General features: G+C 73.7%; 14 protein-coding genes. 3 read left to right on the top strand and 11 right to left on the bottom strand.

Annotation, left to right across the window (positions count from 1 at the left end; all coding sequences use genetic code 11):
* Positions 1-191: 191 nt before the first annotated feature.
* The 11 genes from ACFSL2_RS02600 to paaA all read right to left on the bottom strand — a co-directional run bounded on the left by ACFSL2_RS02600 (position 192) and on the right by paaA (position 11119).
* Positions 192-2417 (bottom strand): helix-turn-helix transcriptional regulator, encoded by a 2226-nt coding sequence (locus tag ACFSL2_RS02600; RefSeq protein ID WP_377196333.1) that lies wholly within the window; start codon positions 2415-2417, stop codon positions 192-194.
* A gap of 251 nt (positions 2418-2668) precedes the next feature.
* Positions 2669-3571 carry an HAD family hydrolase gene (locus ACFSL2_RS02595; protein ID WP_377196332.1) on the bottom strand — a complete coding sequence of 301 codons (903 nt, stop codon included), beginning with the start codon at positions 3569-3571 and terminating at the stop codon, positions 2669-2671.
* 86 nt (positions 3572-3657) lie between these two features.
* Complete coding sequence (locus ACFSL2_RS02590; protein WP_377196331.1) at positions 3658-4449, bottom strand: enoyl-CoA hydratase/isomerase family protein; 792 nt, start codon at positions 4447-4449, stop codon at positions 3658-3660.
* Between the two features lie 46 nt (positions 4450-4495).
* Complete coding sequence (locus ACFSL2_RS02585) at positions 4496-5329, bottom strand: 3-hydroxyacyl-CoA dehydrogenase family protein (protein WP_377196330.1); 834 nt, start codon at positions 5327-5329, stop codon at positions 4496-4498.
* The gene (locus ACFSL2_RS02580) at positions 5326-6069 is read right to left on the bottom strand and encodes an enoyl-CoA hydratase/isomerase family protein (protein WP_377196329.1); all 744 of its coding nucleotides are present in this window, start codon (positions 6067-6069) and stop codon (positions 5326-5328) included. The genes ACFSL2_RS02585 and ACFSL2_RS02580 overlap by 4 nt, the downstream gene beginning before the upstream one ends.
* On the bottom strand, positions 6066-7232 hold the full coding sequence (locus ACFSL2_RS02575) for a thiolase family protein (protein WP_377196328.1): 1167 nt from the start codon (positions 7230-7232) through the stop codon (positions 6066-6068). Before ACFSL2_RS02575 ends, ACFSL2_RS02580 begins: the two co-directional genes overlap by 4 nt.
* 45 nt (positions 7233-7277) lie before the next feature.
* Complete coding sequence (gene paaE / locus ACFSL2_RS02570) at positions 7278-8366, bottom strand: 1,2-phenylacetyl-CoA epoxidase subunit PaaE (protein ID WP_377196327.1); 1089 nt, start codon at positions 8364-8366, stop codon at positions 7278-7280.
* 1 nt (position 8367) lies between these two features.
* A complete protein-coding gene (gene paaD / locus ACFSL2_RS02565) occupies positions 8368-8928 on the bottom strand; it encodes a 1,2-phenylacetyl-CoA epoxidase subunit PaaD (protein WP_377196326.1) in 561 nt (186 codons plus the stop codon).
* Positions 8922-9857, bottom strand: coding sequence for a 1,2-phenylacetyl-CoA epoxidase subunit PaaC (paaC, locus tag ACFSL2_RS02560; RefSeq protein WP_377196325.1), 936 nt, complete (start codon positions 9855-9857; stop codon positions 8922-8924). The genes paaD and paaC overlap by 7 nt, the downstream gene beginning before the upstream one ends.
* Before the next feature lie 15 nt (positions 9858-9872).
* On the bottom strand, positions 9873-10169 hold the full coding sequence (paaB, locus tag ACFSL2_RS02555) for a 1,2-phenylacetyl-CoA epoxidase subunit PaaB (protein WP_377196324.1): 297 nt from the start codon (positions 10167-10169) through the stop codon (positions 9873-9875).
* On the bottom strand, positions 10166-11119 hold the full coding sequence (gene paaA, locus ACFSL2_RS02550; protein ID WP_377196323.1) for a 1,2-phenylacetyl-CoA epoxidase subunit PaaA: 954 nt from the start codon (positions 11117-11119) through the stop codon (positions 10166-10168). The genes paaB and paaA overlap by 4 nt, the downstream gene beginning before the upstream one ends.
* 107 nt (positions 11120-11226) lie before the next feature.
* Here paaA and paaZ point away from each other — a divergent pair, with 107 nt between their 5' ends.
* From paaZ to ACFSL2_RS02535, 3 genes are all read left to right on the top strand, one after another.
* Complete coding sequence (gene paaZ / locus ACFSL2_RS02545; RefSeq protein WP_377196322.1) at positions 11227-13269, top strand: phenylacetic acid degradation bifunctional protein PaaZ; 2043 nt, start codon at positions 11227-11229, stop codon at positions 13267-13269.
* A gap of 108 nt (positions 13270-13377) precedes the next feature.
* Positions 13378-14049: a TetR/AcrR family transcriptional regulator gene (locus ACFSL2_RS02540; RefSeq protein WP_377196321.1), complete on the top strand. Its 672-nt coding sequence runs from the start codon at positions 13378-13380 to the stop codon at positions 14047-14049.
* A 76-nt stretch (positions 14050-14125) separates the two neighbouring features.
* Entirely contained in the window at positions 14126-14521 is a 396-nt protein-coding gene (locus tag ACFSL2_RS02535; protein WP_377196320.1) for a PaaI family thioesterase, read from the top strand.
* Positions 14522-14605 lie beyond the last annotated feature (84 nt).

The raw sequence follows: 14605 nt of genomic DNA, 5'->3' as shown, positions 1-14605 counted from the left end.
GTCCCGTGCCAGAAGACCCAGGTCCGAGGCGTTTCGCCACGTGGCACCGCACGTCTGCACGAACGCACGACAGGGCAGAAAAGAGTGCACTGAGGCAACCGCGGACAATTCACATCACAAAGGCGTCGCCATTTCGGGCAACTCTTCGTGATGCGGCGAAAGCACGAAAAAAGGAGTGGGTGAAAAATACCTCAGGCCGAACCGGTCAGCCACCCCGGCGGATCGACCCTCGCCCGATCGGCCAGGTCCCGTCGGTCCCGGATGCCCAGGAGGGTGTAGATCGACCGCATGCGGTTCGCCACCGACCGCACCGACAGATAGGCGGCATCGGCGATCTGCGCGTTGGTGGCCCCGCCGAGGGCCAGCCGGACGAACTCCCGCTCGTCGTCGCCGAGCCGCTCCCACGCGGGACGCCCGGTCGGCAGACCGACGGTGGCGCGGCCGGCGTCCACCCCGACGCGCCACCCGGGCGCCCCGGCCAGCCGCGCGAGCGCCCGTGCTTCTCGCAGCACCAGGTCCGATGCGGCATGGTCGCCGTGCACGAGGCAGTGCCGCCCGTAGGCGACCAGCGAGCGCAGCCGCTGCCAGGCCGAGACCGGCCGCGGCACCACCGGCAGCCACCCGTCGACGCCTCCGGACGGCGCGTCGCTCCCGGCCAGCATCGCCCGCATCCGGGCGTGCGCTGCCGCCGCGTCGGCGTCCGTCCACTCCTCGGGTGCGGCCGGCGGCTCGATCAGCTGCCGCACCCGGTCCGGGAGCCCCGCGCGGGCGTGGCCGGCGGCCACCACCGCCTCCACCAGATCGGCCCGGGCCTGCGCCCGCCCCCGGTAGGGCCACGAGCAGCGTTCGAGCCCGACCATGAGCAGCTCCGCCGCCCGCTCGGCCTGCCCGACGGCGAGGTGCGCCACGCCGAGGTCGACGGCGAACTCGCCGAGGGCGCGGTGCGACCACGCCACGGCCCGTGGCGGCAGCACGCTCGTCGGGCCCGTGCCGTCGAGCAGTGCGGCGGCGACCGCGAGCAGCCCCTGGACGGGGAGCCAGCCCGCGGCGCCCGGCCGCAGGCTCGTGGCGTGCGCGAGACGTTCGCGGGCGTCCGCCGCGCGGCCGGAGAAGATCGCGACCCTCGCCGCCGCCACGTCGCGGGCCACGATCTCGGCGACGGTCCGGGGCGCGGCCGTGTACGACTGGTCCTCGAGGATCCGTCGTGCGCCCGGGCCGTCCCCCAGCAGCAGACGTCCACGCACCTGTAGGCAGACACCCACCCAGTCCTGGTCGGGCGTCGACCCGATCACCTCGAGATCGGCGCGGAGGCGGTCGGGCCGGCTCAACCGGCCGGTGCGTTCGAGCGCCATCAGGGCTGCCGCCGTGCGTTCCCCGGCGGCGCTCGACGCGGGCGCGACGGCGCGCGTGTCTCGCCACCACAGATGGTCCGTCCACTCCGCACCGACCTCCTCCGGCATCCACCGACGGCCGCCGTCGTCGGCCGAGGTGGTCCCGCTCAGGAGCGTGACGCCGACCGCACGGGCCGTGGCCCGGGGCGCCTGCTCGGTCCCGGGCGCCCCGGAGACGCTGTCGAGGTGCAGTCCGTCCAGGATCTCCTCCGCGACGGTCGCCGACGCGGGGAGGGCGGGCTCCGACCCCCCGTCCAGCTCCCGCCACAGCACGGCGAGGAGCGGGTACCGCGCGGCCAGCCGGCCCCTGGCGGCGTCGTCGGGCACGGGCGCCGGCGCGGCGTCGAGCCCGTCCAGCAGGACCTGGTAGCTCCGCCGGGCCACCGGGCCCACGGTGTGCGGCCCCGCCCAGTGCTCGCCGCCGCGCTGCTGCGCGGGACTGAGCCCGTCGGCCAGCTCGAGCGCGATCCGCGGGTTGCCGGCGCTCCACCAGTGCAGCCGTTCCGCCACGTCGGCCGCGAGCGGCATGCGCAGCTCGGCGTCCAGGACCAGGCGGAGCGACCGCTCGTCGAGCGGGCCGAGGTCGAGCACCTCGATGTCGTCGGGCAGCGGGCCCTCCGGTACGTGGCGGGCCGCCGCGACGACTCGCCAGCCACGCTCGTAGGCCAGGTCGCCGAGGCGCCGCAACCACGCCGCACGGTGGGGCGAGAGCACCTTGAGATCATCGACGAACAGCACGCGCGGGCCGGGGCCCGCGACCTCGAGACCGGTCCCCACCGCGTCCAGCAGGGCGGCCGGATCCGTCTCGTACCCCGGCCCCGCTCCCGCGGGCACCGCCCACCCGGACAGGTCGAGACGCTCGCGACCGGTGGTGCGGTGCGCGGAGGGGCGCGACGTGCAGGAGCGCACCACCCGGACGGCCGGGACCCGCGGATCGATCCGGCGCAGCGCGGCGAGCACCGTCACGCTCTTGCCGGTACCGCCGAGGCCGTTCACCACCAGTGTCGTCGGATCCAGCCCGGCCACGAAGGCACCGACCGTCCGTTGTTCCCGGTCCCGGCCGTGGACCACACGGTCCGGCCCGCCGCTCCCCGTGCCCGCTTCCCGACCGGACGATCCCGCCGGCTCCGGTACTGCTGGAAGTCCGCTCTCTGGACCCACCCCGATACCTCCCAGCCAGTGCCCATGGCTTTCGATGGACATTGCCAGAAGCAGCCTATGGCTCTGGGCGGCCCCCGCGACCGGGAGCCCTCGCCCGGTCTCGTCGGTGCCCCGCGCTACCGCGCCGACGCCGGCACGTCGTGGATGCGGCTACGTCCGCCCGGTCCGCGCCGTGGCAGCGAGCGAAGGACCGCGACCACACCGTGCTCCTCGACGGTGCCGGTCACCTCGTCGGCGGCACCGAGGACGGCCGCCGGAGCATGGCCCATCGCGATGCCGCGGGCGGCCCAGGCGAGCATCTCCAGGTCGTTGACCCCGTCCCCTACCGCCACGGTGCGCCGCGGGTCCACGCCGACGCGCTCGCGCACCCGCTCCAGGGCGGTCGCCTTGCTCAAGCGCCTCGGCGTGACGTCCAACCAGTCCGGTCCGGCGGGGCTCACCGTCACCCCGAGGTCCCGCAACGGCTCCACCAGGTCCAGCACGCCGGCGGCGCGCAGGATGACACGGGCGGCCGGCACGCTCCACAGCTCCGTGTCGGAGACCCGGCGCTGCTGCCCGTTGACCAGACCGCGTGCGAACAGGCGGTCGACCTTGTACCCCCAGCCGATCTCCTCGGCCCCCGCCTGCACCCCGGGGATGGCGGCCCGCGCCAGGCGGATCACCGGCTCGACGTCGAAGGTGTGCACCTTCTCGAGGCGGTAGCCGCCGGGCAGGGCCTCCCCGACACGGGCGACCACCGCGCCGTTGGAGGCGACGACCCAGCCCTCGTCGATGCCCAGCCGGCGGGCGACCGGGAGCACCCCGACGAGGGACCGGCCGGAGGCGAGCACCACCTGGTGCCCGGACCGTCGCGCGTGCCCGACGGCGTCGACCGTCACGTCGGGCACGGACCGGTCGGCCCCCAGCAGGGTGCCGTCGATGTCCAGGGCGACCAGGGTCCTGGTCCAGGTACCTCCCTCCGCCGGTGGGGGTGCTGCCCGCTGCAAAGCGGTGGTGGGCGACGTCGCCGTTCCGGTCATGTCTGTCATGCCTCTCAGACGCGGCCGGGCCCGGGATGTCACAGCACTTCGACCGACGGATCGGTCCGGTACCGCCGGCACACCGCTCAGCGGCCGGTGAAGACGGGCGCCTGCCGGTTCAGGAACGCCGCGACGGCGCCGGCGTGGTCGCTGGTCGAGCCGCACCTGACCTGGCCGAGCGCCTCGGCCTCGAGCGCCTCGTCGAGGCTCAGACCGTGCGCCTGCCCGATCAGGCGCTTGCTCTGCGCGAACGCGGTGGTGGGCCCGTCGGCGAGCTGCTGGGCGAGCGCGAGCGCCCGGGGCAGCACCTCGTCGGCGGCGGCCGTCTCGCCCGAGATGCCCCAGGCGATGGCCTCCTCTGCCGTGAAGGTCCGGCCGAACAGGATCAGCTCCTTCGCCCTGGCGTCCCCCACGGCACCCGGCAGCGTGACCGACAGTCCGGTGTCGAAGGTCAGCCCGATCCCCGTGAACGCGGTGGCCAGCTTGACGCCGCTCGCGAAGACGCGGTGGTCGCAGGCCAGCGCGAGGCCGAGGCCCGCACCGACGCAGGTCCCGCCCACGGCCGCGATGACCGGCTTGGGCATGGTCAACAGGTTCCGCACGATCGGTGAGTAGTGCTCACGGACCGTGGCGAACGCCGCCTCCGCCCCACCCGTCAGCGCCTCCGCGTGCTCAGCGAGGTCCTGCCCCAGGCAGAACGCCCGGTCCGACCCGGTGAGCACGACGGCGCGCACTCCCTCGTCGGTGGCGACGTCCGCCACGGCGTCGCGCAGCGCCTCCTTGGCCGCGCCGGTCAGCGCGTTGCGGTGCTCGGGGTCGTTCAGCGTGAGCGTCGCGACCGCGCCCGCGCGGTCGACGACGACGGGGGTGTCGGTCATTGCTCCTCCTCCAGCTCGAACGCCACCGACGTGTCGGGGCGGGTGGTCACCACGGGTAGAAACCCTGCCCGGTCTTGCGGCCCAGCTCGCCGGCCGCCACCTTGTCCCGGAGCACCTGCGGCGGTGCGAACCGGGGCCCCAGCTCGCGCTCCAGGTGCTCGGCGATGTTCAGCCGGACGTCGAGCCCGACGAGGTCGGTGGTGCGCAGCGGCCCCACCGGGTGCCGGTAGCCCAGTGTCATCGCCGCGTCGATGTCGGCGGCGTCGGCCACGCCCTCCTCCAGCATGCGCATCGCCTCCAGCGCTATCGCCACACCGAGCCGGCTGCTCGCGAAGCCGGGCGAGTCCGTGACGGTGATCGGCGTCTTGCCCAGTCCCGCGACCCAGCCCTGCGCCTGCTCGACGAGGCGGGGCGCGGTCCGCCGTCCGACCACCACCTCGACCAGGTCGCTGACCGGGACCGGGTTGAAGAAGTGCAGGCCGACCAGGCGGGACGGGTCCGGCAGCGCGTCGGCCAGCCCGTCGATCGACAGCGAGCTCGTGTTGGTGCCGATCACGGCGGACGGCGCCGCCGCGGCGATGCGCCGCAGCACGTCGTGCTTCAGGTCGGCCAGCTCGGGCACGGCCTCGACCACCAGCCGGCACCGACCGAGGGCCGCGGCGTCGGTCACGACCTCGAACGAGCCCGCGACCGGCACGCCCCCGGCGACCGTCCGCGCGAGGCTCGTCTCGATCCGCTCGCGCGCCGAGCGCGCCGCCGCCGCGTCGGTCTCGACGACGGTGACCGTGGCGCCGACGACGGTGAAGGCGTGCGCGATGCCGCCGCCCATGCGTCCGCCGCCGTACACGCCCACCACATCCGGGACCGAGCCCCCGGTCATGACCGCTCCTTGCGGCGCTCGAGGAACGCCGTCATCCGGTCGATCTTGTCCTGGGTCTCGAACAGCACGGCCTGCGCGATGTCGTCGACGAGCGGGTGGGCGTCGCGCGGTGCGTCCAGGACGGACTTGGTGAGGCGCACGGCGAGCGGCGCCTGGGCACCGATCCGGTCGGCGAGCCGGTGCCCGGCCGCCTCCAGGTCGTCGGCCTCGACCACGTCGCCCAGCAGGTGCGCCGCCCGGGCCTCCTGAGCGTCGAGCACGCGCCCCGCCAGCAGCACCTCCTTGGCCAGGGGCTCGCCCACGAGCTCCTTCAGCCGCCACGCGGCGCCGGCCCCGGCGATGATGCCGAGGCCGGGTTCCGGGTTCCCGATCCGCGCCGCGGGGGTGCCGATGCGGAAGTCGCACGCGTACGCGAGCTCCGCTCCCCCGCCCAGCGCGTACCCGTCGACGAGCGCGACCGTCGGCATCGGCAGGCGGTGGATCCGGTCGAAGAGGCTCGAGTTGATGCCCGCGAGCGCCTCCTCCCGCCCCCGCTCGCGCAGCTGTGCGATGTCCGCCCCCGCGGCGAAGGTGCCGCCGGAACCGATCAGGAGAGCGACCCGGGGTGTGGCCTCGAGCGCGCCGCACGCATCGTGCAGGGCGTCCACCATGGCGCGGTCGATGGCGTTGCGGACCTCGGGGCGGTGCAGCCGCAGGACCACCCGGTCGTCATGCTCCTCGACCAGCAGCGGTGCGCTCATGGCCGCTCCAGCAGCAGGGCGGACCCTTGCCCGACGCCCACGCACATCGTGGCCAGGCCGCGCCGGCCACCGGTGCGGGCCAGCCGGCCCAGCAGGGTGATGGTGATCCGGGCACCCGAGCAGCCGAGGGGATGTCCGAGCGCGAGGGCCCCGCCGTCAGCGTTCACCGTCGCCTCGTCCAGGTCCAGCTCGCGCAGGCACGCGATGGACTGGGCGGCGAACGCCTCGTTGAGCTCGACGGCATCCAGGTCGCCGACCGTCCAGCCGGTCCGCTCGAGCACCTTGCGCGTGGCGGGCACCGGGCCGATCCCCATGATCTCGGGCGGTACGCCCGCGTTCGCGCCGGCGACCACGCGGGCCGCCGGCCGCAGGCCGTGGGCCGCCGCGTACCGCTCGCTGACCAGCACCAGGGCGGCGGCCCCGTCGTTGAGCGAGCTGGAGTTGCCCGCGGTGATCCTGCCGCCCGGGCCGTGGAGGGGGCGCAGGCCGGCGAGCTTCTCCGCGGTCGTGTCGGCCCGCGGCCCCTCGTCCTGCGTCACGTCGCCCACGGGGACCGTCTCGGCGTCGAAGTGGCCGTTCTTCTGCGCGTCCAGCGCCCGCCGGTGCGACCGTAGCGCGAAGGCGTCGAGCTCCTCGCGGCTCAGGCCCCAGCGCTCGGCGACCCGCTCGGCGGTCTGCGGCATGCTCAGCGTGGTGTCCGGGTCGAATGCCGGGTTGGTGAACCGCCAGCCGATGGAGGTGTCCCAGGTCTGGCCGGGTCTGGCCCACGCCCGCGCCGGCTTCTCGGTCACCCAGGGTGCCCGGGTCATGGACTCCACGCCGCCGGCCACGACCACGTCGGCGTCGCCGGCCGCGATCATCTGGCGCGCCGTGCTGATCGCCGTGAGCCCCGAGGCACAGAGGCGGTTGACGGTGAACCCGGGGATGCTGCTCGGCAGCCCGGCGAGCAGCGTGGACATGCGGGCGACGTTGCGGTTGTCCTCCCCCGCCTGGTTGGCGGCGCCGAGCACCACCTCGTCGATGTCCGCGGGGTCGATGCCGCTGCGTTCGACGACGGTGCGGACGACGAGCGCCGCGAGGTCGTCGGGCCGGTGGCCGGCCAGGGCGCCGCCGTACCGGCCGATGGGTGTGCGTACCCCGTCGAGGATGAAGACGTCGGACATGGTGCTCCTGGGTCGGTGGGCCGTGGGCTCGGGTGCTGCACGCGGTCAGGCGTCGAAGTCGATGACCACCTCGGGGCTGACCGCGTGGCTCTGGCAGGTGAGGACGAAGCCGGCGGCCACCTCCTGCGGTTCGAGGGCGTAGTTGCGCACCATGTCGACCTCGCCGCCGCGCAGCTTCGCACGGCAGGTGCCACAGACGCCGCCCTTGCAGGCGAAGGGCAGGTCGGCACGGACCTCCTGCGCGGCGTCGAGGAGCCTCTTGTCCTGCGGCATCGCGCTGGTCGTCGACCGCCCGTCGAGGATCACGGTCACCTGGCTCGTCGCCCCCTCGACCACGCGGTCGGCGTGCCGCAGCTCCGGTGGGGGCTCGTCGACGTAGAAGTGCTCGACGTGCACCCGCTCCGCGGGGACGCCGAGCTCGTCGAGCACCGCGCGCGCCTCCGTCAGCATGCCGAACGGGCCGCAGAGCCAGACGTGGTCCAGGTCGCCGACCGGGACGACGAGCGTCAGCAGCGTGCGCAGCCGGTCGCCGTCGAGCCTGCCGGAGAACAGCTCGACGTCCCGCGGCTCCCTGGACAGCACGTGGACCAGGTCGAGCTGCTCGCGGTGGACGTTCTTGAGATCGGCCAGCTCCTCGGCGAACATGACCGAGCTGGTGGTGCGGTTGCCGTAGAGCAGCGTCACCTGCGCGTCCGGGTTGCCCAGCACGGTGGCGGCTATCGAGAGCATCGGCGTGATGCCCGAGCCCGCCGCGATGCACAGGTGGCGTCCGCCCTCGGCCGGGTCGGCCCGGAAGCTCCCGCTCGGCGGCTGCACCTCGACCTGGTCGCCGGGGCGCACCTCGTGCACCAGCCAGGACGAGAACATGCCGTCGGGAATCTCCCGCACGCCGATCCGCGGGGCGCTGCCGACCGGCGAGCAGATCGAGTAGGTGCGGCGGTGCTCGACGCCGTCGACGGTGCGCCGCAGCGTGAGCGACTGGCCCGCGGCGAAGTCGAACACGTCCGCCAGGTCCGCGGGCAGGTCGAACGTCACGGCGGCCGCGTCGTCGGTGAGCTGCTCGACGTCGGCGACGGTGAGGGTGTGGAACGTCGTGCGCGAGGTACGGGAACCGGCGGGCAGGGTGGCGGTCACGTCAGATCTCCTTCACGTGCTCGAACGGCTCCAGGCAGGTCAGGCAGCGGTACAGCGCCTTGCAGGGGGTGGAGCCGAACTCCGAGCCGACCACGGCGTCGCCGGAGCCGCACCGGGGGCAGCGCACCGCGCGCCGTGCGGGCACGAGCTGCAGCGGCACCGGACCCGACCGTCGCGGGGCGGCGCCCGGCGGGGAGATCCCGGCCGCGGCGAGCGCCGCACGCCCCGCCGGGGTGATCCAGTCGGTGGTCCAGGCCGGTTCGAGGACCACGCGCACCCGCGCGTCGGCGAACCCGGCAGCCTCGAGCTCGCGCACGAGGTCGTCGCGCATGGTCGCCATGGCCGGGCAGCCGGAGTAGGTGGGGGTGATCGCGACGACGACGCCGCCGTCGTCGTCGACCGCGACGTCCCGCAGGACCCCGAGGTCCGCGAGCGTGAGCATCGGCAGCTCGGGGTCGACGACGGCGCACGCGGCCTCCCGGGCCCGGGCGAGCGCACGGTCCCGGGCGAGCACGCGGTCCCGGTCCAGCACCGGCCGCCGGCCGAGCGCGGCGGTCACCACTGCCCCCCGGGGTGCGCGCGGGCGACCACCTGCATCTCGGCGAGCATCCTGCGGTGCGCCTCGGTGTGGTGGCCGTCGCGGCCCGTGCGTCCCTGGCCGCCCGCGAGCGAGGGCACGGCCGGCCGGTCCACGGCGCTCGCCGCCAGCACCTGGTCCAGCACCGCGTCGACGGCGCCGGCGACACCGGCCGGGTCCACGCCGACGCCCGCCGCGGCGGTCTCCCGCTCGATGTCGTGCGTCTCGAACAGCTCCGCCCAGAACGGCCAGAGCTCGTCGAGCCCGGCGGTCAGCCGGCGGCGGGACTCCTCGGTGCCGCGGGCGAGGGTCAGGAACCAGCGGCCGGCGAAGTCCCGGTGATAGGACAGCTCCTTGACCGCTTTGGCGGCCACCGCGGCGAGCACGGCGTCGCGACTGTGCGACAGCTCCTCGAACAGCGCCAGGCGCCAGGAGGCGAAGAGCAGGATCCGGGCGACGGTCTGGGCGAAGTCGCCGTTGGGGAGCTCGGCGAGCCGCACGTTGCGGAACTGCGTGTCGTCGCGGAAGTACGCCAGGCGGTCCTCGTCCGGGACGGGTGAGCCGTCGGGCAGCGCCGGAACCTGCGACCCGTCGGCGGCCGCCGCGCGGGCGAGCAGCAGCCGCGCCTGACCGAGCAGGTCGAGCGCGATGTTGGACAGCGCGATGTCCTCCTCGAGGTCCGGCGCGTTGCTGCACCACTCGGCCAGTCGCTGGGACAGCACGAGGGCGTCGTCGCCGAGCATCAGGCAGTACGTCGCCAGGGCCGCCGGGTCGACGCCGTCGGGCACCGTCGTGTCCACACCGGCCAGCGGGTCCTCGAAGTCGGTGCCGAAGGCCCAGTGGGCGTCGTTGACGAGCAGCCCCGCGTACACGCTGTCGTGGTCGTCGGGCTCGTGCGTCCGGACGTCAGGCATGCGGTGGTCCTCTTCCTACATGTGGGGGACGTCGTCGGGGATGTCGTAGAAGGTGGGGTGCCGGTAGACCTTGTCCCCGCTGGGCGCGAAGAGCGGGTCCTTCTCGTCCGGGCTGGACGCGGTGATCGCGGAGGAGCGCACGACCCAGATGCTCACGCCCTCGTTGCGGCGGGTGTACACGTCGCGGGCGTGGCGCAGGGCGAGCTCGTCGTCCGGGGCGTGCAGGGAGCCGACGTGGACGTGGTTGAGCCCGCGCTTGCCGCGGACGAACACCTCGTAGAGCGGCCACTCGCCGCGGACCTGGCTCGTCATGCCTGCTCCGTCCCGTCGCTCGTGCCGCCGGCCGCGAAGGCGAGCGCCGCCTCGCGGACCCAGGCGCCCTCGTCCCAGGCCTTCATGCGGTGCGCGACGCGCTGCGCGTTGCACGGCCCGTTCCCCTTGACGACGTCCCAGAACTCGTCCCAGTCCGGCTCGCCGAAGTCGTGCGCGCCGCGCTCCTCGTTCCAGACCAGCTCCGGGTCGGGCAGGGTCACGCCGAGCGCCTTCGCCTGCGGAACCGTCATGTCGACGAAGCGCTGGCGCAGCTCGTCGTTCGTGTGCGTCTTGACGCCCCACGCCATGGACTGCGCGGTGTTGGGCGACGCGTCGTCCGGCGGGCCGAACATCATCAGCGACGGCCACCAGAACCGGTCGACGGACTCCTGCACCATGGCCCGCTGCTCGTCGGTGCCGCGCATCATCGTCGTCAGCAGCTCGTAACCCTGCCGCTGGTGGAATGACTCCTCCTTGCAGATGCGGATCATGGCGCGCCCGTACGGACCGAACGAGGTGCGGCACAGGGGCACCTGGTTGCAGATGGCGGCGCCGTCGACCAGCCAGCCGATGGTGCCCACGTCGGCGTACGAGAGCGCGGGGTAGTTGAAGATCGAGGAGTACTTCTGCCTGCCGCTGATGAGCATCTCGGTGAGCTCCTGGCGGGACACGCCGAGCGTCTCCGCGGCCGAGTACAGGTAGAGGCCGTGCCCCGCCTCGTCCTGGACCTTGGCGAGCAGGATCGCCTTGCGCCGCAGCGAGGGTGCGCGACTGATCCAGCCGCCCTCCGGCTGCATGCCGATGATCTCGGAGTGGGCGTGCTGGGCGACCTGGCGCACCAACGTCCTGCGGTAGGCGTCGGGCATCCAGTCGCGCGGCTCGATGCGGTCCTTGCGGCCGATCGTGGCCTCGAACCGCGCCTCGAGCTCTGGTTCGGCGACTACCGACATGGGCACCTCCGCTGACGGGTCCGAGTATTTACTGACCGAACGTTCTGTACTAGATTGACACAGCCACAGCGGGGAGCACAACGGCCCGGGCAGACCGATCCGAGGGGATGCGCACAGTGAGCACACAGCTGGAGAGCTACGTCGCGGGCAGCTGGTTCCGCGGGACCGACGACGGCGAGCCCGTCCTCGACGCGGTGACCGGGGACGAGGTCACCCGCGTCTCGAGCAACGGCCTCGACTTCGCGGCGCTGGTCGACCACGCCCGCCAGGTCGGCGGACCGGCGGTACGGGAGCTGACGTTCCACGAACGGGCAGGCCGGCTCAAGGAGCTGGCCTTGCACCTGGGCAGGCTCAAGGACGACTTCTACGCGCTGTCGCTGCGCACGGGCGCCACCCGGCGCGACTCGATGGTGGACATCGACGGCGGCATCGGCACGCTCTTCAGCTTCGCGAGCAAGGGCAAGCGGGAGCTCCCCAACGACACCGTCGTGCTCGACGGCGCCCTCGAGCCGCTCGGCAAGAGCGGCAGCTTCGTGGGCCAGCACCTGTACACGTCGCGCCCCGGCGTCGCCGTGCAGATCAACGCCTTCAACTTCCCCGTCTGGGGCATGCTCGAGAAGCTCGCGCCCGCCTTCCTCGCGGGCCTGCCCAGCATCGTCAAGCCCGGCAGCCAGACGGCGTACGTCACCGAGGCGGTGGTCCGGCAGATCATCGCCTCCGGCATCCTCCCCGCCGGCAGCCTGCAGCTGGTCTGCGGCAGCGCGGGCACGCTGCTCGACGAGCTCGGCGAGCAGGACTCCGTCGCGTTCACCGGCTCCGCGCACACCGCCGAGATCCTGCGCCAGCACCCCGCGGTGCTGCACCGCGGCGTCCGCCTCGGCGTCGAGGCCGACTCGCTGAACTGCTCGATCCTCGGCCCCGACGTGACCGCACAGGACGAGGAGCTCGACCTGTTCGTCAAGGGCGTCGTCACCGAGATGACCGTCAAGGCCGGCCAGAAGTGCACGGCGATCCGGCGCGTCATCGTGCCGGAGTCGCTCGCGGACACGGTGGTCGAGGCGATCAGCGCGCGCCTGGACCGGATCACCGTCGGAGATCCCGCCGACCCGGGCGTCCGCATGGGCGCGCTCGCCAGCCTGCGCCAGCGCGACGAGGTCCGCAAGGCCATCGAGGCGCTGCGCACCTCCGCGGAGATCGTGTACGGCGACCCGGCGCACGTCGACGTCGTGGGCGCCGACGCCGAGCGCGGCGCTTTTCTCTCCCCCGTCCTGCTGCGGGCCCGTCCTGGCGCCGCCGAGCCCCACGAGGTGGAGCCGTTCGGCCCGGTCAGCACGGTGCTCACCTACGGGTCGGTGCGCGAGGCGGTGGACCTGGCCGCGCAGGGTCGGGGCAGCCTGGTGGCCTCGCTCGTCACCCACGACCCGCAGGTCGCCCGCGAGGTGGCGCTCGGGCTCGCTCCCTGGCACGGCCGGTTGCTGGTCCTCGACCGCGACGACGCCGCCGAGTCGACCGGGCACGGCAGCCCGCTGCCGATGCTGGTGCACGGCGGCCCGGGACGGGCTGGCGGCGGCGAGGAGCTCGGCGGCGTCCGGGCCGTGCTGCACCACATGCAGCGCACGGCGGTCCAGGGCTCCCCCGACATGCTCACCGCGATCACCGGCCGGTGGACCACCGGGTCGCGGCGCGTGCTCGACACGGTGCACCCGTTCCGCAAGTCCCTCGCGGAGCTGCGCGTCGGCGACACGATCGAGACGGCGTCCCGGACGGTCACGCTCGACGACATCAACCACTTCGCCGAGTTCACCGGCGACACCTTCTACGCGCACACCGACCCGGAGGCCGCCGCGGCGAACCCGTTCTTCGGGGGCATCGTCGCCCACGGGTACCTTGTCGTGTCCCTCGCCGCGGGCCTCTTCGTGGACCCGGAACCCGGCCCGGTGCTCGCCAACTTCGGCGTCGACCACCTGCGGTTCCTCACCCCCGTCAAGGCGGGCGACACCATCCGGGTGCACCTGACCGTCAAGCAGATCACGCCCCGCAGCTCGGCCGACTACGGCGAGGTGCGGTGGGACGCGACGGTCACCAACCAGGACGACGAGCAGGTGGCCACGTACGACGTGCTGACTCTGGTCGCGAAGACCCCTCGGTGAGTGGTCGGTAAGACGTCAGGTGATCGGTAACCCGAGTTGCCGACCACCTGACGTCCTGCCGACCACTCACCGCCAGCCTTGGACCGGGCTGTCTGGGACGATGCTCGGATGACCACAGACGCCAACGCGGCGGCCACGCCGGGCCGCCGGCCGCGCGGACGCCCGGGCCACGACCGCGAGGCGGTGCTCCGCACCGCCATCGACCTCTTCATCCGCCGCGGGTTCGACGCGACGTCGATCAGCGACCTCGCGGCGGAGCTTGGCGTCACCAAGTCGGCGGTCTACCACCACTTCCCGAGCAAGGAGGCACTGCTCTCCGCGGCCCTCGACGAGGCGCTGGAAGGGCTGAGCGCGGCGGTCGAGGCGGCGTCGGAGGCGACCGACGGCGAGCGCAGCTCGGTACGCCTGCGGACCACTGTCGAGGCGGCGGTCCACATCCTCGCCGGCAACCTCCCCGCCGTCACGCTCCTGCTGCGCGTTCGCGGCAACAGTGCCGTCGAGCGGGCGGCGATGGAACGACGACGACACATCGACGACCGCCTCGCGGCGCTGGTCCGTCAGGCGGCGGCGGAGGGCGACCTGCGCGGGGACGTGGATCCCGACGTCATCAGCCGCCTCATCTTCGGCATGGTCAACTCCCTGGTCGACTGGTACCGGCCCGGTGGGCCGCTGCCGGCCGACGCGCTGGCCGCCACGATCTCCAGCGTGCTCTTCGAGGGCCTCCGGCCGCAGCCGGACGCCGCCGCGCACGTGGCGGCCTACGGTGACGACCCACGGTGACGGTGCCCGGCGACGGCCCGACCGCCCCGGGGACGACCCACGGCGACCGCCCCCAGCGACCGCCTACAGTGACCGCATGACGACGCCGTGGACGATCACGCTGGGCGCCCTGGACGAGAAGCTGGGCATCGAGGTCTTGGAGCAGTCGGCGCAACGCGTCGTGGCCACGATGCCGGTGGCGGGGAACACCCAGTCGCTGCATCGCCTGCACGGCGGCGCGACCGCCGCGTTCACGGAGGCTCTCGGATCGTGGTGCGCGCTGATCCACGCCAGCACGGTAGGCAAGGTGTGTGCCGGCGTGGACCTCAACATCACGCACCACCGCGGTGCTACGGACGGGATCCTGACCGGCACGGCGACGCCCGTGCACCTGGGGCGGACCGTCACGTCGCACGAGATCGTCGTGACGGACGAGCAGGGACGCCGCATCTGCACCGCGCGCATCACCAACCAGCTGATCGAGCCCCGCTGACGCGGCGCGGGCCCCGCTCCACCGGCTGTGCAGGTCCGGGCTGGCCGTGCTCGTCCGGTCCCGCCGTGCTGGTCCGGTTCGCCG

The sequence above is a fragment of the Promicromonospora aerolata genome, assembly GCF_042682255.1.
Taxonomy (GTDB): Bacteria; Actinomycetota; Actinomycetes; order Actinomycetales; family Cellulomonadaceae; genus Promicromonospora; species Promicromonospora aerolata.
The sequence above is the reverse complement of the archived record's forward strand: the minus strand, read 5'-3'. Positions and strand labels throughout refer to the sequence as shown.